Genomic DNA, 19829 nt, shown 5'->3' with positions numbered 1-19829 from the left:
CATGCTGACCACGCTAGCCGACCTCGAAGCGCACTACGGCACGCCGCACGAACGCGCGCTGCGCAAGGAAATCGATCACGTCAACGCGGACTACCGGCGCTTCATCGAAAGCTCGCCGTTCGTCGTGCTCGCCACGGGCGGCCCGGAAGGCCTCGACTGTTCGCCGCGCGGCGACGCGCCCGGTTTCGTGCGTATTCTCGACGAGCACACGCTCGCGTTGCCCGACCGTCCCGGCAACAATCGCGTGGACAGCCTGCGCAACGTGGTCGCTTCGTCGCAGGTGGGGCTGCTGTTCATGGTGCCGGGCGTGGGCGAGATGCTGCGCGTGAACGGACGCGGACGTGTGAGCACGGACCCGGCGCTCGTCGAGAGCTTCGCCGTGGATGGCAAGCCGCCGCGCTCGGTGCTCGTGATCGACGTGGAAAGTGTGTATTTCCACTGCTCCAAGGCCATCGTGCGCTCGAAGCTGTGGGACCCATCGCACCACGTCGAACGCTCGCACCTGCCGAGCGCGGGTGAGATGCTGCGCCGCGTGAACGAGGAGGAATATGGCGAGACGTTCGACGCCGAAACCTATGAGGCAGGTCTCGCCGAACGCATCAAGACCACGCTGTACTGATCGAACCTTGATTGAACGCTGAAGAGAAACGCAAGACGATGAACGACCCGCAAGCTGCCCAACGCCTTTGCGCGCCCGCTGCCGAGCGCAATGCCGCGCCGATTCTGGAGGTGCTGCGCGGCGCACTGCCCGCGCGCGGCACGGTGCTCGAAATCGCGAGCGGCACCGGCCAGCATGCGGTGCATTTCGCGGCCGCATTTCCTGACCTCACGTGGCAGCCAAGCGATGCCGACGCGCGGGCCCGCGCCTCGATCGACGCCTGGCGCGAGCACACGGGTCTCGCCAACCTGCGCGCGCCGCTCGATCTCGACGTGCGCCGCGAGCCCTGGCCGATCGACGCGGTGGACGCCGTCGTCTGCATCAATATGATTCACATCGCGCCGTGGGAAGCGGCGCAGGCGCTCATGAAAGGTGCGGGCGCGCGCGTTGCTTCAGGGGGCGCGCTCGTGCTCTACGGGCCGTACCGGCGCGAAGGCGCGCACACGGCGCCGAGCAACGAGGCCTTCGACGCCGACTTGCGTTCGCGCGATCCGTCCTGGGGCGTGCGCGACATGGAAGCCGTGGAGGCGCTGGCGCAGGCCCAGGGCTTCGAGTGCGAGGCCCGCGTGGCGATGCCGGCGAACAATTTCAGTCTGGTGTTCAGAAAACAGTAAGCCAAGTCGGGAAACATGAGTCGCGATGCGCCCGTTAGCGCAGCGCCAGGGCGTTTCCCTTATGCTTGCACGGTTGGCGCCCCGTTGCGGCGCCGTCTATGAATGAAGTGGAGAAACAACATGAGCAAACAGCCAATCGGCGTGGTGGGTCTGGCCGTGATGGGTAGCAATCTGGCGCTCAACATCGAAAGCCGCGGCCATGCGGTCTCGGTGTTCAATCGCAGCCGCGCCAGAACCGACGAGCTGATCGCTGAGTATCCGGATCGCAAGCTCGTGCCGGCTTACACGCTCGAAGAGTTCGTGGATTCGCTGGAAAAGCCGCGCCGCATTCTGATGATGGTGAAGGCCGGCGCGCCCACCGACGACACCATCGCCGCACTCAAGCCGCTGCTGGAGAAGGGCGACATCCTGATCGACGGCGGCAACACGCACTTCACGGATACCATCCGCCGCAACCAGGAACTCGCGAAGTCGGGTCTGCATTTCATCGGCACGGGCGTGTCGGGCGGCGAGGAAGGCGCGCTCAAGGGCCCGTCGATCATGCCCGGCGGCCAGCGCGATGCTTACGATCTGGTTGCGCCGATCCTCACTGAAATCGCGGCGAAGGCGCCGGACGGCGCGCCCTGCGTGGCCTACATGGGCCCGGACGGCGCTGGCCATTTCGTGAAGATGGTGCACAACGGCATCGAGTACGGCGACATGCAGCTGATCGCCGAAAGCTACGCGGTGCTCAAGCAGGTGCTCGGCCTCTCGAACGAGGAGCTGGGCAAGGTCTACACCGAATGGAACGAAGGCGAGCTCGACAGCTACCTGATCGAAATCACCTCGAAGATCTTCGGCAAGAAGGACGAAGAAACGGGCAAGGATCTCGTCGACGTGATTCTCGACCGCGCCGCGCAAAAGGGCACCGGCAAGTGGACGAGCCAGAACGCACTGGATCTCGGCGCGCCGCTGCCGCTCATCACCGAAGCCGTGTTCGCGCGCGTGCTCTCGTCGCTCAAGACGCAGCGCGTGGCCGCGAGCAAGGTGCTCACCGGCCCGGATGCGAAGCCGTTCTCGGGCGACCGCAAGGCGTTCATCGAGGCGGTGCGCCGCGCGCTGTACTTCTCGAAGGTCATCTCGTACGCGCAAGGCTTCGCGCAACTGCGCGCCGCCTCCGACGAGTACAAGTGGGACCTCCAGTACGGCACGATCGCCAAGATCTTCCGCGCGGGCTGCATCATCCGCGCACGCTTCCTGCAGAAGATCATGGACGCCTACGCGAAGAACCCGCAGCTCGACAATCTGCTGCTCGACCCCTATTTCCGTGATATCGCGGCTAACTATCAGTCCGCGCTGCGCGACGTGGTGATCCAGGCGGTGAGCGCGGGCGTGCCGGTGCCGGCGTTCTCGTCGGCTGTCGCGTACTTCGACGGCTACCGCTCGGAGCGCGTGCCTGCCAATCTCGTGCAGGCGCAGCGCGACTTCTTCGGTGCGCACACGTTCGAGCGCATCGACAAGCCGGGCAGCTTCCACGCCGACTGGTCGTAAGGTAATGGAAAGACAAAAGGCCGCACTGTCGTTGCGGTCTTTGTTGGAATCGAAAGGTGAGTCCCGGGGACTCACCTTTTTTTATTGCTGAAATTGCAACGGTGTTTTGATGAATAAGGGTTTTCCCTAGCGAGGCCGGACGCCTACACTGTATTCAACGGCTGACGAACACGGTGTTCCGAAGCTGACATAAAACAGATGGAGGTCCGATCATGAACAAGCTTATCCCCGCAGTTGTCGTTGCCGCCGCTCTTGCCATTCCGGCAATCTCGTTCGCCCAGTCGAGCCAGCAAGGCCTGACTCGCGCTCAAGTGCGCGCCGAACTGGTCGAACTCGAGCACGCTGGCTACAACCCGTCGGCTGACCACGTGAACTACCCGGAAAACCTGCAGGCCGCGCAAGCTCGCGTGACCCAGGAAAAGCTCGCCGCCGGCGACACCAGCGGCTACGGCGCTCCGGCAGTGGGCACGTCGCAGTCGGGTGCAGCGGTGCAACCGGCGCAAGTCGCACCGAACCAGCGCATTTACTTCGGCCACTAAGCCCTGACCGAACGGAACCGCTTCAGGCGGTTCCGGCAAGCTACCCCCTGTAGTGAGTTGTCGCTGTACGTAGTGAGTTGGAAGTAGCAGAAGTTGCAGAAGTTGCAGTGCGAGTAGTTGCAGTCGCAGTACGCAGAGAGCAGAGAGTTGTTGCGGTAGAGGTTGCAGTCGTAGTTCGCAGAGAGAGGTTGCAGTAGAAGTGGCAGTGTGTAGTGAGTGGTTGCAGTGTGCAGTTGCAATACGCAGTACGCAGTGAGTTGTTGCAGTGAAGCAGTTGCAGTATGCAGAGAGAGCAGAAGGTAGTTGAAGTTGGCTGGCGCAGTGAGAGGTGCAGCCGTGCAGTAGCAGTAAGCAGTACGTTGTTGCCGTTGTCGCAGTAAGCAGTCCAGCGCGGGCCGGTTCTCCACCGGCCCGTACTTTTTTGTGCCGCGATTTGTCCATATCCAAGGACGCCTTACCAAACATTGACGGGTCCGGACGTCACTCCTATGATCGGGCGGCAGTTTCCATGACAGTTGCCCAGCTACAGGAGACGCCCCGCCATGACCCGCTCCACCCGCAAGCCCTTGCGCAGCCAGGCCTGGTTCGGCAAAGCCGACAAGGACGGCTTCATTCACCGCTCGTGGATGAAGAATCAGGGTATCCCTCACGACGCATTCGACGGCCGCCCGGTCATCGGCATCTGCAATACGTGGTCCGAACTGACACCTTGCAACGCGCATTTCCGCGAGCTGGCGGAGTACGTGAAAAAGGGCGTCTATGAGGCTGGCGGCCTGCCGCTCGAATTTCCGGTGATGTCGCTCGGCGAATCGAATTTGCGTCCCACCGCGATGCTGTTTCGCAACCTCGCTTCGATGGACGTCGAGGAGTCGATCCGCGGCAATCCGATCGACGGCACGATTTTGCTCGTCGGCTGCGACAAGACCACGCCCGCCTTGCTGATGGGCGCGGCGTCGTGCAACTTGCCCGCGCTCGCCGTCTCGGGCGGCCCGATGCTCAACGGACGCTTCCGGGGCCATGAGATCGGCTCGGGCACGGGCGTGTGGCAAATGTCCGAGGAAGTGCGCGCTGGCACGATGTCCCAGGCCGAATTCGTCGAGGCGGAGTCGTGCATGAACCGCTCGCGCGGCCACTGCATGACCATGGGCACGGCGTCCACGATGGCCTCGATGGTCGAATCGCTGGGCATGGGGCTGCCGCACAACGCGGCCATTCCGGCTGTCGATGCGCGCCGCCAGGTGCTTGCGCAACTGGCCGGGCGGCGCATCGTCGAGATGGTGCGCGAGGACCTCACGATGTCGAAGATCCTCACGCGCGCGGCGTTCGAGAACGCGATCCGCACCAACGCGGCCATCGGCGGCTCGACCAATGCGGTGGTGCATCTGATCGCGCTGGCACGGCGCATTGGCGTGCCGCTTTCGCTCGACGACTGGGAGCTTGGCTCCGATGTGCCTTGCCTCGTGAATCTGCAGCCATCGGGTCATTATCTGATGGAGGATTTTTATTACGCGGGCGGCTTGCCTGCGGTGCTGCGGCAACTCGGCGAGCAAGGGCTATTGCATCGTGACGCGTTGACGGTCAACGGCAAAACCATCTGGGAAAACGTGGCCGACGCGCCGAACTACAACGCCGAAGTCATCACCTCGTTTGCGCAGCCGTTCAAGCCGAAAGCCGGCATCGCCGTGCTCAAGGGCAACCTCGCGCCCGACGGCGCAGTGATCAAGCCTTCTGCCGCCACGCCCGCGCTGTTGCGCCATCGCGGCCGCGCGGTGGTGTTCGAAAACGTGGAGGAACTGCACGCGAAGGTCGACGACGACTCGCTCGACATCGACGAGCACTGCGTCATGGTCCTCAAGGGCGCCGGGCCAAAGGGCTACCCTGGCTTTGCCGAGGTCGGCAACATGCCGCTGCCGAAGAAGGTGCTGCAAAAGGGCATTACCGACATGGTGCGTATTTCGGATGGACGCATGAGCGGCACGGCGTATGGCGCGGTCGTGCTGCACGTGTCGCCCGAAGCGGCTGCGGGCGGTCCGCTCGCGCTCGTGCGCACGGGCGACATGATCGAGCTGGACGTTGCGGCGCGGCGCCTGCATCTGGAAGTCTCCGACGCGGAACTCGCGCGCCGCAAGACCGAGTGGAAGGCGCCCGAGTTGCCCGAGCGCGGCTATTACCGGCTGTATGTCGAACACGTTTTGCAGGCCGACAAGGGCGCCGACCTGGACTTTCTCGTCGGCGCGAGCGGTGCGGACGTGCCGCGCGACTCCCACTGATCGTGTCGGAGAACGCGATGAGCGCGCCAGCCAACGCCGCCGGCGCCATTGCCGGCATCTACCCGATCCTCTATGCGTTCTTCGATCGCGACAATCGCCTCGACCGCTCCGCCATGCGGCGTCAGGTCGAAGCGGCGGTGCGCGGCGGCGCGCCTGGTCTCGCGGTGCTCGGTCTTGCGACGGAGGTGAACAAACTTTCGCGCGCCGAACGCGAGCAGGTGATCGACTGGGCACAGGAGGACAGCGGCGGCGCGCTGCCGCTTGCCGTCACGGTGAGCGGTCCCACCATCGAGGCGCAGCGCGAATTCGCGCAACACGCCATCGAGCGCGGCGCGGCGTGGCTGATCCTCCAGCCGCCCGTGCGCGCGCCGGGCGAGCCTGCGCAACCCGAATCGTTCTATTTCGACTTCTTCGCCGGGGTGATGGCGGGGCTCGACGTGACGGTCGGCATTCAGAACGCGCCGGAGTATCTGGGTGTCGGGCTCTCGCCGGGCAGTCTGCGCGCGCTTGCCGCGCAATGCCCGAACTTCCGTGTGCTCAAAGGCGAAGGCCCTGCGGTCACGATCGCCGAAACGATCGCGCAGATCGGCGACCTGATGCCCGTGCTCAACGGCCGCGGCGGCATGGAATTGCTCGACAATCTGCGCGCCGGCTGCGCGGGCATGATCGTCGCGCCGGATTGCTTCGACTGGCAGCAGCAGATTTACGCCGCGTTCCGCGCAGGCGACATCGAGCGCGCGCAATCGCTGTACCAGCAGGTGCTGCCCGCCATCGTCTTCGTCATGCAGTCGCTCGATACGCTGATTGGCTACGGCAAGCGCATTGCGGCGTGGCGCATGGGCATCGACGTCGAATACGAACGCGATGTGAAGCTGGCGCCGAACCGCTTCGGCCTCGAAGCCGCGCGGCGATTCGCGCGGCAACTGGGCCCGCTTGCCTGATCAGCGCGCATGCAGATGCGGTACGCCCTCGCTCGTCGCGACCTTGAGTTGATGCAGCGCCCGGTGCGCCTTGTTCAACTGGGCCTGCGCGGCAATGCGCTGCGCCTCCAGCTGCGCCACTTCCTTGCGCACCTGACTCTGGCGGCCCGTCACCGTCTGCTCCTGTTCCGCGTGGCGCTGCAGATCCACGCGCAGCCGTTCGGCATGGGCCTCCGATTCTTCGATTTGCCGCGTGAGCTCCGCGTTTTGTGCGACGAGCTGCACTCGTCGCGTTTCGCCGTCGGCGAGGCGCGTGGCTTGCTCCTGCATGAGATGAAACGCCGAGCCGGCCGCGTCGAGGTCGTTGGCTTTCAGCGCGCGCCAAAGTACGCTTTCCTGATGGAGCGCAACGAAGTAGCCGAGCGTGGGCGGATGGAAGAAGAGGCTTACCGTATAGGCGAAGCAGCGATAGACGCGGAAGGTCATGAACTCGTCGGAGGCGTGGAGTGCTTCGAATACGGCGCCGTCGGCGATCTGTACCGGGCGGCCGTTCAGGTGCGCGGGCATGACCGGAACCGGATGAAGCGTGGACACCGGCCGCGGCCCGCCGGCGCCCTCGGGCATCACGGTCGCACCCGCCGCGGGCTCCGCGCGAGACTCGATCTCGACAGCGCTCTCAGGCGGCGTGGCTGCGGAATCGGCAGGCTCGGCCGGCGCTTGCGGGACGCGGCTCGCGGCAATGCTCGCAGCGGCGCGCTGCGTGGCCGCGTCATGGGCCACGGCGAGAATGCGTGATGGAGCGCCAGAAAGCGCGGTGTTACGGCGGTTCAGAATGGACTTCACGGCGGTTCCCCCAGTTTGGCGCGCCAGAAATAAGGCGCTGCAGCGCGCGGCAGCGTGGCACACGGGCGCCGGCGCGCAGGCAAATGGGGCGGGCGATGCGGGTAGGGCGCCGTCCGCTCCGGTTTCGCGTACTAGTGAAGCAGGCGAGGCCGGCGTGCAATGTCGTCGAAGAGCGCACGGCCGGGTTCGAGCGCGAAAAGCCAGGTTTCGTCATAGCCGCTTAGCGTGTCGAGCGCATCGCGCAGACGCTCGATGACTACAGCGGGAATTTCTACGGACGCCTCGGTGGCGCCGGTAAGCCGTGCGATGCTGGCATGCTGAACCAGTTCGTCGGCAGCTTCGGCCACGTCGGCCGCGAAGATGAGATGGTTGTTCAACAATTCGACGAGGCCCGGCGACGACGTGACATCTTCGACGTTGAGCTGCAGCGAAAGAAAGGTGGCTTTGTTCATTCTCGGATCCCTCAGGGCCATGGGACTGCAGCGAGAGGCCTTTCATCTGATTATCGGGTGACGCGTGAACCAGTATAGGCGTTGACCCGTGCGAACGCAGGACGCTCGCGCATGCCGGCGAAAAAAGGCGGTTTGAGCATGAACGATATAATGGGGGACGTTCGCCATTTCCGGCTTAATTCGCGGAAGGTGGCGCGCAAGCGAACGCCTGCGGCCCGCCGCGCATCCCATCTGCGTATATTTTTCGTCATACGCGAGGACCAAGCGAGGAACAGCAAGATGAATCGACAACGGCGAAACCCGGGCGCGTATGCGGCGCTGGCCGCCCTCACGCTCGTCTGCAGCGCCTGTAGCAGCACCTTCACGCCCTGGGCGGAGTCGCCGAGCGCGCCCGCCATGTCCACGAGCGGCGTGCCAGCGGGCTACTACCGCGTCAATCCGGGCGACACGCTCTCGCGTATCGCCGGGGCCTTCGGCCAGCGCCCGCAGGACATCGCGAGCTGGAACCAGCTGCCTTCCGCCAACGCACAGATCCTGCCAGGCCAGGTGCTGCGCGTCGCGCCCCCGCCCAACTACGCACCGACTGCACCACAGGCGCAAATGCCGGGCGGCGCGCCCGCCGCCGCCGGCGTAGCCATGCCGGCGCCCGTTGCGCCCACCATCGCGCTCGCGTGGCCCGTGCGCGGTCCGATCCTGCAGCGCTTCGTGCCCGGCAAGTCCACCGGCATCGTGATCGGCGGCCAGCCCGGCGAGGAGGTCAAGGCCGCTGCCGCTGGCCGCGTGGTCTATGCGGGCACGGGTATCGAGGCCTACGGGCCGCTCGTGATCATCAAGCACAACGACCAGGTCGTGACGGCTTATGGCCGCAACGGCAAGCTGCTCGTGAAGGAAGACGACGCCGTCTCGCAAGGCCAGCCCATCGCGGAAATGGGCACCGGCGGCGTTCAGTTCGAAGTCCGTAGCGACGGCAAGCCCGTCGATCCGCTGCCGCTCCTCGGGCGCTAGCCACGGCGGGAGCGCGCCTTGCGCTCGGCCCGGCATTGCGCTGGGCCGCTGTTTGAAAATACACTCGATGGTTCTCACGCCGCGCAGCGCGCGCCCGACACGGCGCGCGCACGTCCGTCCCGCACGTGCATTAGTGTGCTTTAGCGTGCCTTGGCGTGCATTAACCACGAGGATTTCATCGCAATGATCGACCTGCGCAGCGACACCGTCACCCGTCCGAGCGAAGCCATGCTCGCCGCCATGACCCGAGCCGAAACCGGCGACGACGTGTGGGGCGACGACCCGACCGTGCTGCGCCTGCAGGCGCGCGTGGCGCAAGAGGCGGGCAAGGAGGCGGGGCTTTTTTTCCCGAGCGGCACGCAGAGCAACCTCGCCGCGCTGATGGCGCATTGCGCGCGCGGCGACGAGTACATCGTCGGCCAGGCGGCGCACACCTATAAGTACGAGGGCGGCGGCGCGGCCGTGCTCGGCAGCATCCAGCCGCAGCCGCTCGACAACGCCGAGGACGGCACGCTCCCGCTCGAGCGCATCGCCGCGGCGATCAAGCCGCTCGATGACCACTTCGCGCGCACGCGTTTGCTCGCGCTAGAAAACACCATCGGCGGCAAGGTGCTGCCGGCGGATTACGTCGCGAAGGCCACGCAGCTCGCGCATGAGCGCGGGCTCGCCACGCACCTCGACGGCGCGCGCGCGTACAACGCGGCGGTCGCCTCGGGCCAGCCGCTCGAGGCGCTCACGGCCGGCTTCGACTCGGTGTCGATCTGCTTTTCGAAGGGCCTGGGCACGCCGGTGGGTTCGGTGCTGGTGGGCAGCCGCGCGCTCATCGACTCCGCGCATCGCTGGCGCAAGGTGCTGGGCGGCGGCATGCGCCAGTCGGGCGTGCTCGCGGCCGCGTGCCTCTACGCGCTCGATCACAACGTCGCGCGTCTCGCCGACGACCATGCGAACGCCGCGCGTCTCGCCGCCGGTCTCGGGCAGATCGATCAGGTGAAGGTGATGTCGCAGGCCACGAATATGGTGTTCGTGCAGTTCCCGCAGGAACACTGCGCGCCGCTGGAGGCGTATCTCAAGGAGCGCGGCATCCTCACGCAGATGCTGTACGCGTCGCGCTTCGTCACGCACCTCGACGTGACGGCCGCCGATATCGATACGTTCGTGGCGGCAGTGAAGGGTTACTTCGCACGCTGAACGGTGGAAGGGCAAGGCGCGCTTCTTCAGCGCGCCTTTGCCTCAGACCTCCTTAGCCGAGCGCATCGCCCGCATTACCCGCGCTGCACTGCCCGGTGCGACGGCGCGAAGAGCCGCAGCCCGCTCGCAATGGCCGCCGCGCCCGCAAAGGCGCAGCCCAGGCCCAAGGCGAGCGTCGGGCCGTGCCGGCCCACGATCCCGAAGCACAGCGCCACCAGCGCCGCGCCCGTGGTCTGCCCGAGCAGACGCGAGACGGCGATGGTGCCGCTCGCGCCGCCGCTGCGCTCGGGCGGCGCGCTCGCCATGATCGCCCGCAGGTTGGGCGACTGGAAAAAGCCGAAGCCCGCGCCGCAGATCGCCATGCGCACGACGATGTCAGTCACGTTTGGGTGCGCGGGCAGCAGCGCGAGCGACGCCATGCCCGCCGAGAGGATGGCGAGCCCGATCGCGCCGAGCAGGCCCGGCGGATAGCGGTCGGAAAGGCGTCCCGCAATAGGCGCCGCGGCGGCCACGACCACGGGCCAGGGCGTCATCAGGAAGCCGGTTTCCACCTGGCTGCGCATCAGCACGGTTTCGAAATAGAACGGCAGCGAGACGAACGCGAGACCCTGGGCCGCGAACGAGCAGATGGCGGTGACCGAAGAAAGCGCGAAAACCGGCCGGCGGAACAGATCCACGGGCAGCATCGGCGCGGGATGCCCGGCCTCGCGCCGGATCAGCAGCGCGCCGAACACCAGCGCAACAACGGCCGCAATGCCCACTTCCACGCCGGGCGCGCGCTGCGCGGCCTCGCCGAGCGCGAAGATCAGCGCCGCGAAGGTGATCACGTTGAGCACCGCTGCGACGGGATCGAAGGCGTGCTTGCCGCGCGCCGTCTGCGGTAGCGCGGGCAGCGCGAACACGAGTGCGACCACCCCGAGCGGCACGTTGATCGCAAAGAGCCAAGGCCAGGTGCCCGCGGAGAGGATCAGCGAGGCCATGGTCGGGCCCACGGCGAACGAAACGCCCACGATCAGCGCATTCATGCCGAGGCCGCGCCCGAGCCGGTGCGGCGGGTAGAGAAAGCGGATCAGCGCCGTGTTCACGCTCATGATCGCGCTGGCGCCGAGCCCCTGCAGCACGCGCGCCCCGGCGAGCGCGGTGAGCGTGGGCGCCAGCGCGCAGGCAAGCGATGCGACCGTGAAGATCGCGAGTCCACTGATATAGATGCGCCGGTGGCCGATGATGTCGCCGAGCGCGGCGAGCGGCAGCAACGTGGCGACCATCGCGAGCTGGTACGCGTTGATGATCCACACCGAGGCGGCGGGGGCCGCGTGCAGGTCGGTGGCGATGGCGGGCAGCGCGGTGTTGGCGATGGCGGTGTCGAGCGTTGCGAGCGCAACGGCGAGCATCACCGCGCCCATGGCGCGTCGGTTCTTCGCCGACATGGGCGCGTCAGGAGGCTCGGTATGGCCGGAATTGCGGGTTTCGCGCGCCGCGGAAAAGGTTTCGGACAAGACAGTCTCGGGCGGGTGGACGATGAAGGCTGCGGCGCGGGCCGCGCGGACGAATCTTGCGATTGTTACAGAGCCCGCCCGGTTTTGCAGGAGACGCTTCAAAGCGTGGGGAGACTGTAAGGCTTCGTGCTGCGTTCAATGACCATCGGCCGACGGAAAATCGCAACTAACCGCCAAGCCCGTCAAGCGCACGTATGCCGCCGCGCTGCGCGCGCGGAACCGTCCGCATGGCAAGGGATCGAGGCAGCCGTCAAGTTTCGCGTGCGTGGCGCCCGTGTTCCGCGCGTGATTGGCGCGCCGCCGCACGCCGTTTGAAAATGCACTACTCTGCAAATTGATCTGCGCTCGCTGGCGAGCGGCAGGCCCAGAACAACCGCGCGCCCGTGCACCTTTTATGGGCGCGCCGCCATTTCCGGGAGTCGTAAATGACAGCCATCGGTCTAGAGTTCGATCAGTTGCAAAGCAGCGTCGAAGCGCTGCGCCGTTCCCTCTCCAATCGCCTGATGTACGGTGTCGGCAAGGACGCGGTGACGGCGCGTCCGCAAGACTGGCTGCATGCCGCGGCGCTCGCCGTGCGCGACCGTCTCGTCGAGCGCTGGATGATCACCACGCGGCGCCAGTACGACCAGGACGTCAAACGCGTCTATTACCTGTCGATGGAGTTTCTCATTGGCCGTACGTTCTCGAACGCGCTGATCGCGCTCGGCATCCACGACGAGATGAAAGAGGCGCTCGCGAGCGTGGGTGTCGATATGGACACCGTGCTCGACTACGAGCCCGACGCCGCGCTCGGCAACGGCGGCCTCGGCCGGCTCGCGGCCTGCTTTCTCGACTCCATGGCGACACTCGGCATTCCGGGCTTCGGCTATGGCATTCGCTACGACTACGGCATGTTCCGCCAGCAGATCGTGAACGGCGAGCAGGTCGAAGCCCCCGACTACTGGCTGCGCTACGGCAACCCGTGGGAGTTTCCGCGGCCGGAGGTCCAGTATCCGGTGCATTTTGGCGGGCGCACGATGCAGCGCAATGGCCATGTCGAATGGGTCGACACGCAGCACGTGAACGCCATGGCGTACGACACAGTGATTCCCGGCTACGCCACGAGCGCGACCAACACGTTGCGGTTGTGGTCCGCACGCGCGGACGAAGAACTCAATCTCTCGGCGTTCAATCAGGGCGACTATCAGCGCGCGGTGGAAGCGCGCAACATCTCCGAGAACGTCTCGCGGCTGCTCTATCCCGACGACTCGACGATGGCCGGGCGAGAGTTGCGCCTGCGCCAGGAGTACTTCTTCGTCTCCGCGACGATGCAGGACCTGATTCGCCGCTATCTGCGCACGCACAGCACGTTCGGGCGCTTCTCCGAAAAGGTCACGGTGCACCTGAACGACACGCACCCGGTGCTGGCTATCCCTGAGTTGATCCGCCTGCTCGTGGACGTGCATCACCTGCCGTGGGACGAAGCGATGGAGCACGTGAGCCGCGTGTTCTCCTACACCAACCACACGCTGATGCCCGAAGCGCTGGAAACCTGGGACGTCGAACTATTGGCGCGCCTCCTGCCGCGCCACCTCGAGATCATCTTCGACATCAACGCGGCGTTCCTGCGCGAAGCGAGCGACCGCGGCGCGCACGACCTCGACCTGATCCGCCGCATCTCGCTCGTGGACGAATACGGCCAGCGCCGCGTGCGCATGGCCTATCTCGCGATCGTGGCGAGCCACAAGGTGAATGGCGTCTCGAAGTTGCACTCGCAACTGATGACGCGCGATATCTTCGCCGATTTCGCACGTCTCTTTCCCGACCGCTTCACGAACGTGACCAACGGCATCACGCCGCGCCGCTGGCTCGCGCAGGCGAGCCCGCCGCTCGCGCGCCTCGTGGACGATGCGATCGGGCCGCGCTGGCGTAGCGATCTGTTCGAACTGGGCGCGCTGCGCAAGCTGCGCGGCGATGCTTCGTTCGAAGCCGCGTTCCGCGCGGCCAAGCGCAGCAACAAGGTGCGTCTGGCACACCGGGCCCTTGAGCGCACAGGCATTGTCTTCAATCCCGATGCGCTCTTTGACATGCAGGTCAAGCGCATTCACGAGTACAAGCGCCAGTTGCTCAACGTGCTGCACGTGATCACGCGCTACAACCGCATTCTCGAAGCGCCGGAGCGCGACTGGGTGCCGCGCGTCGTGCTGTTCGCGGGCAAGGCCGCCTCGGCCTACCGCATGGCGAAGATGATCATTCACCTCATCAACGATGTGGCCACGAAGATCAACAACGATCCCGTGGTGGGCGACCGCCTCAAGGTGGTGTTCGTGCCGAACTACGGCGTGAGCGTGGCCGAGGTGCTGATTCCCGCAGCGGACCTGTCCGAGCAGATCTCGACTGCGGGCACCGAAGCGTCGGGCACCGGCAACATGAAGCTCGCGCTCAACGGTGCGCTCACCATGGGCACGCTGGACGGCGCGAACATCGAGATTGGCGAGGCCGTGGGGCAGGACAACATCTTCATCTTCGGCCACACGTCCGACCAGGTGGACCAGTTGCGCTGCGTGGGCTACCGGCCGCGTCAGGTCTACGAGGAAAACGCCGAGTTGCGCCGCGCACTCGACCAGATCCGCACGGGCTTCTTTTCACCGCACGATACGGCGCGCTACACGGACATCTTCCACACGCTCGTGGACTGGGGCGACCACTACCTGGTGCTGGCCGACTACTCTGCTTTCATCGAGGCCCAGGAGGCCGCCGACCAGCGCTTCATGGATGTGCCGGCGTGGACCGCGAGCGCGATCGAAAACGTGGCGGGGATGGGGAAATTCTCTTCGGACCGTGCGATCGCGGAGTATGCCCGCGATATCTGGCACGTGAAGTCGATCGAGATGGAGTGAGGGGCGAGCAAGCGCAGTGCTTGCGGCTGAATCAGGGTGCTGCGGGCCGCGTCGCGCCGCCCTCGGCCTGCGCCGCTTGCGCGGCCTTGGCGGTGCGCACGGCCTCTGCCACGCGTTCGAGAAATGCAGGGTCGAGGCTCGTGACCGCCTCGCGCGATTCGCCTCCCGTCACGACATACAACCGGTGTATCGCTTCCTGCCAGAGCCACGCGAGCCAGCCCACCACGATCACCATCACGCCGCACGCGAGACCGGTCGCAGAGCCGAGCACGCCGCCCACGACAGCGCCAGCGGCGCCGGCGAGGCTGATCGCGATGGGCACGACGCGGCTGCGCCGCCCGATGACGATGCGCACGTCCTCGATGTCGCGCATGGGGAAGACCTGGCCGGCTGCGGAGAGCGCGTTGCGCGTGACCGAGACGGCGGCTTCGTTGAAAGGGAGTTCCATCGGTTCGATAGCTGCGAGGTGAGAGAGCGCAGCGTACCAGAAGCGGGGCCAGGGCGGGGCGGTGAAGGGCATAACGTCGCAGGCCGGGCGGGGGCAGGCCGGGCAGCCTGCGGGAGCCGCTATACTTGCGCGCTTTTATTACCCCTGTCAGCACCAAGGATTTCCCATGAGCGCATTGCCACGCTGTCCGAAATGCAATTCCGAGTTCACCTACGAAGATGGAGACGTCTACGTCTGCCCGGAGTGTGCGCATGAATGGTCGGGCGAGGCCACCGCGCCGGCTGAAACAGCGGGCAAGGTCTATCGCGATTCGGCCGGCAATATCCTTCAGGACGGGGATACCGTCACGGTCATCAAGGACCTGAAACTCAAGGGTTCTGGAGGCGTGATCAAGATGGGCACCAAAGTGAAAAATATCCGCCTGGTGGACAGCGACCACGATATCGATTGCAAGATCGACGGCTTCGGCGCCATGAGCCTCAAATCGGAATTCGTCAAGAAGGCGTGACGAAGCCCGTCGCACATCGGCTGCGACGAACCAAAAAAAAGCGGGACATCCCAAGGGATGCCCCGACCGGTAAGGCGCGGCGTGCAGCATGGGCTGCGGCGCGCCGAGCAGAGCCAGCGGTTTGCACCGCCGGCTGCCGCTGTTGCGTTTGTTGCGCTGCTTAGAACTTGTGGCGGATACCGACGCGAACCGCGACTTGATCCTGCGAACCCGTGCCCGACGGCTGGTAGATGCTCGAGCTCGAGTCGCCGATCTGCGCCTGAACCTTCTGACCGTTCGCGAGCGTGCCCGAAGCGTCCTGGTACGACACGAGGCCGTAGACGTCGGTGCGCTTGCTGAGCGCGTAGTCAAGCGATGCGTTGACCTGGTTCCAGTGGGCGCTCTGGCTGCCCGACGAGCGCGAGTACGTGTAGCCGAGACCAGCCGCGAGAGCCGGCGTGAAGGCGTACTTGCCGCCCACTTCATACGCGTTGTAGAGCGTCGACGACGTGGCGATCGGCGAGAGCAGCGTGTTGGTCCACAGGGCCCACAGCGTTGCCGGGCCGACGATGTAGCGGCCACCAACGCCGAACGAGCGCAGGCCCTTCAGCGCGACGGTGGTCTGCGTCGCCGGCAGGTTGGCGATCGAGGTCGTCGTCGACGGCGTGGTCTGGCCCGGGTACGTGATGTTCGTGTAGGCAGCGCCGAGGCTGAACGGGCCGTAGCCGTAGTTCGCGCCGAAGCTGTACGCGCGCGACGAGCCGGCGACCGGGTTAGCCGTCGTGCCCGTTGCCGGTGCGCCGGCGAACGACGTCGAGTTCGAGAAGCCATACAGGCCGCCGAACGTGAAGCCCGAGTAGTTCACGCTCTGGAACTTGACCGCGTTGTTGATGCGGCTCGACGTCAGCTGGTCGACGTCGTTGAAGTGGTAGGCCCAGTTACCCGAAACCGTGTTGCCACCGGTCGAGTACTGCGAACCGAGAATGTCCGTGCTGAACGAGTATTGACGGCCGAACGTCAGCGAACCGATGTTCGATTGCGAGAGGCCGACAAAGGCTTGACGGCCGAACATCGCGCCGCCCTGGCCTGCCGTGCCGTTACCGCTGTTGAAGCCGTTTTCGAGCACGAAGATCGCCTTCAGGCCGCCGCCCAGGTCTTCCGTGCCGCGCAGGCCGAAACGGCTGCCTTGGGCCACGCCGTCACCGTACGAGAACTGATGCGAGCTGCCACCCGTCGCGTTCTTCACGTTGCTGATGTAGTTCACACCCGCATCGATCACGCCGTACAGCGTCACGCTGCTTTGTGCGTGGGCAACGCCTGCGATCGAGGCAAGAATAGCGGTGGTCAGAATTTTCTTTTTCAACTGTTTCTCCGGGTAAAGGAAAGATGACTACTCCGGCCTCTTATGGGCCGGTCAATGTGACGGCCTGCAATTTAAGGGTCGTCAACGAAAGGAATGTGACAGTAAGGGTTTGTAGGCAAAATGTCGCCATTCTGTTGTGTGAATGCGACACACGGGTTGCGCGCGGGGAGAACGGCGCCCGAGGCCCGCTGGTACTGGATTTGCGGGCGATTTACCTGTCAATTTGAAAGGCCGGATTGCGACAATCGGCCATATAAAATTTTTTTCTAAGCTTTCTTCTATTTGCCCGGTTAATCGATCTTTTGAATCCGGCTTCAAGCTGAAATTGATTAATCTCGAGAGCGCATTAACGGTCGATCAATGCGTGTTTTACATGGCTGATTGCCATCGATTCAAAGAAATGGAAAATTAGTTATCCGAAATAATCGGAATGGCGGCAAAAGCCCATGAAAAAAGGGCTCGCACCCATGGTGCGAGCCCTTTTATGGTAAGACGTCGCCGTTACAGCGAGAGGAGCGAGCCGCTGCGAATGGGCTTTTCGCCGGCAATGCGCGCGACTTCCATGCCGGCTGTGGCGAAGCGCGCGCTATGGCGTGCGTACATCACGCCGCTCACGCCAGCGTGCAGCGTCGTCACGGTGTCGGCGAGCGGGTCGATCACATCGGCAATGGCCGCGCCGCGTTCCACCCATGTGCCGCAATCCACGCGGTACACGAGCACGCCGCTCGCAGGCGCCACGATCGGCTCCGTGCCCGCGAGCGGCGTGGCCGCATGGGCGAGCGGCGGCAGCGGCGCGGCGGTGCCTTCGATCACGCCGCGCCCGATCAGATAGTCGACGATGGCCTGGGCGTCGTGTTCGGCCAGCTCGTGCGAAACGTCGCGCTGGCCGCGCAGCTCGACCGTCACCGAAATCGAGCCGTACGGAATGGGGAAGCGCGTGCCGAAATGTTCGCGCAGCTCCGACCAGCAGAAGCTGTGAATTTCGTCGAACGGATTGCCGATCGAGTTGAGCGCGAGCAGCGACGCCTTGGCGTCGAGATAGCGCGCGAGCGGCTCGACGTCGGGCCACAGCTCGGGGTTCGTGTAGATGTGCATGGCGGCTTCCCAGTCGCAATGCAGGTCCAGCACGATGTCGGCGTCGTACGAAAGGCGCTGGAGCGCGAGGCGCATCGAATCGAGTTCGGTCCTGGGCTGCTGCGCGCCCAGCGCTTCGCCCATTGCCGCGCGGATGGCCGTGCGGTTCGCGGCTTCGTCGGGCCCAAGATGCGCCTCGATGTTGGGCAGCACGAGCGCGGTGAGCTCGTGGAAATTGCGGTTGAAGTTCTGCGCCGTGTTCGACTCGAAGCGGCCGATCATATGCCCGAGCCAGTGCTGGTTCAGGCCCACGGGGTTGGGCACCGGCACGACCACGACCTCGCCGCGCAGGCGCCCCGCGGCTTCCAGCTCGGCGAGCTTGCGGCGCAGCGCCCACGAGACGAGCATGCCCGGCAGCTCGTCGGCGTGCAGCGAGGACTGGATGTAGACCTTGGGACCGCCGGCTTTGCCGTAGTGGAAACTGGCTAGTTCCCGCGCGGTACCGAGGGCGGGCGCGATCAACGGATGGTTTCGGGTTTGCATGATGGATGCGCGCGGCGCGGCGGCCCGCAAAAGGTGTAGGAGTGAATGATGGCCCCATCAAAACACGCTGGGGCCGTAGCCCGATCTTAGCCGATTCGACGCGGCGCCGGAACCAGCCTGCCCGTGCGTACCGCGGGCATCGCCATAAAATACGGAATCCGAAATAAAAATCCGGAAAAGAAAAAGCCCGGACGCAAGCCCGGGCTTCGCGCGCCGTGATGCAGCGCCGGCGCGGTGTGGTGCGATGTGGTGCTTAGCCGCCGTACACGTCGAAGTCGAAGTACTTGGCTTCGATCTTCTTGTACGTGCCGTCCTTGATCATGTCGGCAATAGCCTTGTCGATCTTGCCCTTCAGGTCGGCGTCTTCCTTGCGCAGGCCGATAGCGGCTGCACCCGTCGGGATTTCCTTGCCGGCGAACTGGAAGCCAGCGCCGCGCGGCGTCTTCAGGAAGCCCAGATCGGCTTGCACTTCATCCTGCAGCGCAGCGTCCAGACGGCCCGAGATCAGGTCGGCGTAGACCTGGTCCTGGTTCTGGTAAGGAACGACGTTCACGCCCTTCGGCGCCCAGTTGTCCTTGGCGTAGGTTTCCTGGATCGTGCCTTGCTCGACGCCAACCGACTTGCCCTTGAGCGAGTCAGCCGTCGGCGCGAGGCTCGAGCCCTTCTTGGCAACGAGGCGCGTCGGCGTGTTGAACAGCTTCGCCGAGAAGGCGATTTGCTGCTCGCGCTGCGGGGTGATCGTCATCGACGAGAGCACGCCGTCGAACTTCTTGGCCTTCAGGCCCGGAATCATGCCGTCGAAGTCTTGCTCGACCCACACGCACTTCGCGTTCAGGCGCTTGCAGATCTCGTTGCCGAGGTCGATGTCGAAGCCGACCAGCTTGCCATCGGGTGCTTTGGATTCGAACGGTGCGTAGCTGGCGTCGACGCCGAAACGCACGGTGGACCAGTCCTTCGCATGGGCGACGCCGGCCGAGACGGCGAGCAGGGCAACCGTGAGGGTGGCAAGCAGTTTCTTCACTATGGGTACTCCTCGAGATGGTTCAGGGCGCGCCGCGTGCGGTTGTGCCGCCGAGGCGCATTTCCGGTGCGGCTCGCGCCGGATTATTGTTGGACCCGCCAGCCTGCGGCCAGCAAAGCGCGGCAAGCTTACCAGGTCAAATTTGCTGCGTCGCTAGTGTAATACCGGATGGCGGGAAAAGGACCGGCTAAGTGTACGCCCGTGCGCTTGTACGATTTAACGCAGAGCCTTGCTTGGCAAGGCGCACAGGGCAATGCAGACGGGCAGTTGCGGCGTGCCTGAGACGGGGCGTGCGATGCTGGGCCGAAACAGTAGGAAGAATGCCGTGTGGTATTCGAATTGATTTGTTTGTGATTTGAAATAAAAACGACGGCGTACCGTTGGTTTTCGGCCTGGATCTGATCAACCCGTGAGGCCGAACCGGTACGCCGTCGTTGCTGCGATGCAGCCGCGGATGTCCGCCTTAGACCACGCGCACGCCCGCGCGCCACGTTGAGCG

The 19829-nt window shown here is 65.0% G+C and carries 17 protein-coding genes; 10 read left to right on the top strand and 7 right to left on the bottom strand.

Annotation, left to right across the window (positions count from 1 at the left end; all coding sequences use genetic code 11):
- Position 1: 1 nt before the first annotated feature.
- The 6 genes from VSR72_RS33555 (at position 2) to VSR72_RS33530 (ending at position 6552) form a co-directional block, all read left to right on the top strand.
- The gene (locus tag VSR72_RS33555; protein WP_342956559.1) at positions 2–619 is read left to right on the top strand and encodes a pyridoxamine 5'-phosphate oxidase family protein; all 618 of its coding nucleotides are present in this window, start codon (positions 2–4) and stop codon (positions 617–619) included.
- Between the two features lie 38 nt (positions 620–657).
- Positions 658–1272, top strand: coding sequence for a DUF938 domain-containing protein (locus tag VSR72_RS33550; RefSeq protein ID WP_342956558.1), 615 nt, complete (start codon positions 658–660; stop codon positions 1270–1272).
- 120 nt (positions 1273–1392) lie between these two features.
- On the top strand, positions 1393–2802 hold the full coding sequence (gene gndA, locus VSR72_RS33545; protein ID WP_342956557.1) for an NADP-dependent phosphogluconate dehydrogenase: 1410 nt from the start codon (positions 1393–1395) through the stop codon (positions 2800–2802).
- 212 nt (positions 2803–3014) lie between these two features.
- Positions 3015–3341, top strand: a complete 327-nt coding sequence (locus VSR72_RS33540) for a DUF4148 domain-containing protein (protein WP_342956556.1) — start codon at positions 3015–3017, stop codon at positions 3339–3341.
- A 542-nt stretch (positions 3342–3883) separates the two neighbouring features.
- Positions 3884–5611: an IlvD/Edd family dehydratase gene (locus tag VSR72_RS33535; RefSeq protein WP_342956555.1), complete on the top strand. Its 1728-nt coding sequence runs from the start codon at positions 3884–3886 to the stop codon at positions 5609–5611.
- Positions 5612–5628: 17 nt separating this feature from the next.
- A complete protein-coding gene (locus VSR72_RS33530; RefSeq protein WP_342956554.1) occupies positions 5629–6552 on the top strand; it encodes a dihydrodipicolinate synthase family protein in 924 nt (307 codons plus the stop codon).
- Here the strand turns inward: VSR72_RS33530 and VSR72_RS33525 are convergent, their stop codons facing one another.
- Positions 6553–7374: a DUF2968 domain-containing protein gene (locus VSR72_RS33525; protein WP_342956553.1), complete on the bottom strand. Its 822-nt coding sequence runs from the start codon at positions 7372–7374 to the stop codon at positions 6553–6555.
- 131 nt (positions 7375–7505) lie between these two features.
- Positions 7506–7826: a hypothetical protein gene (locus VSR72_RS33520; protein ID WP_342956552.1), complete on the bottom strand. Its 321-nt coding sequence runs from the start codon at positions 7824–7826 to the stop codon at positions 7506–7508.
- Positions 7827–8105: 279 nt separating this feature from the next.
- Here VSR72_RS33520 and VSR72_RS33515 point away from each other — a divergent pair, with 279 nt between their 5' ends.
- Both VSR72_RS33515 and ltaE read left to right on the top strand, forming a co-directional pair.
- The gene (locus tag VSR72_RS33515) at positions 8106–8831 is read left to right on the top strand and encodes a peptidoglycan DD-metalloendopeptidase family protein (protein WP_342956551.1); all 726 of its coding nucleotides are present in this window, start codon (positions 8106–8108) and stop codon (positions 8829–8831) included.
- 183 nt (positions 8832–9014) lie between these two features.
- Complete coding sequence (gene ltaE / locus VSR72_RS33510) at positions 9015–10019, top strand: low-specificity L-threonine aldolase (RefSeq protein WP_342956550.1); 1005 nt, start codon at positions 9015–9017, stop codon at positions 10017–10019.
- Between the two features lie 74 nt (positions 10020–10093).
- On the opposite strand, the gene VSR72_RS33505 is transcribed toward ltaE, so the two are convergent.
- On the bottom strand, positions 10094–11515 hold the full coding sequence (locus VSR72_RS33505; RefSeq protein ID WP_342956549.1) for an MFS transporter: 1422 nt from the start codon (positions 11513–11515) through the stop codon (positions 10094–10096).
- 425 nt (positions 11516–11940) lie between these two features.
- Here VSR72_RS33505 and VSR72_RS33500 point away from each other — a divergent pair, with 425 nt between their 5' ends.
- Positions 11941–14394, top strand: a complete 2454-nt coding sequence (locus VSR72_RS33500) for a glycogen/starch/alpha-glucan phosphorylase (protein WP_342956548.1) — start codon at positions 11941–11943, stop codon at positions 14392–14394.
- Positions 14395–14425: 31 nt separating this feature from the next.
- On the opposite strand, the gene VSR72_RS33495 is transcribed toward VSR72_RS33500, so the two are convergent.
- The gene (locus tag VSR72_RS33495; RefSeq protein ID WP_342956547.1) at positions 14426–14842 is read right to left on the bottom strand and encodes a DUF6232 family protein; all 417 of its coding nucleotides are present in this window, start codon (positions 14840–14842) and stop codon (positions 14426–14428) included.
- Positions 14843–15008: 166 nt separating this feature from the next.
- Here VSR72_RS33495 and VSR72_RS33490 point away from each other — a divergent pair, with 166 nt between their 5' ends.
- Entirely contained in the window at positions 15009–15350 is a 342-nt protein-coding gene (locus VSR72_RS33490) for a zinc ribbon domain-containing protein YjdM (protein ID WP_342956546.1), read from the top strand.
- 160 nt (positions 15351–15510) lie between these two features.
- On the opposite strand, the gene VSR72_RS33485 is transcribed toward VSR72_RS33490, so the two are convergent.
- The 3 genes from VSR72_RS33485 to VSR72_RS33475 form a co-directional block, all read right to left on the bottom strand.
- Complete coding sequence (locus VSR72_RS33485) at positions 15511–16692, bottom strand: porin (RefSeq protein WP_342956545.1); 1182 nt, start codon at positions 16690–16692, stop codon at positions 15511–15513.
- 501 nt (positions 16693–17193) lie between these two features.
- Positions 17194–18309 carry a succinylglutamate desuccinylase/aspartoacylase family protein gene (locus VSR72_RS33480; RefSeq protein WP_342956544.1) on the bottom strand — a complete coding sequence of 372 codons (1116 nt, stop codon included), beginning with the start codon at positions 18307–18309 and terminating at the stop codon, positions 17194–17196.
- A gap of 253 nt (positions 18310–18562) precedes the next feature.
- Positions 18563–19330, bottom strand: a complete 768-nt coding sequence (locus tag VSR72_RS33475; protein ID WP_342956543.1) for an ABC transporter substrate-binding protein — start codon at positions 19328–19330, stop codon at positions 18563–18565.
- Positions 19331–19829: the final 499 nt, after the last annotated feature.

Origin of the sequence: Paraburkholderia sp. JHI869 (assembly GCF_038900775.1) — a bacterium.
GTDB lineage: Bacteria > Pseudomonadota > Gammaproteobacteria > Burkholderiales > Burkholderiaceae > Paraburkholderia.
Note: the sequence above shows the minus strand (reverse complement) of the source record. Positions and strands in the feature narration are given on the sequence as shown.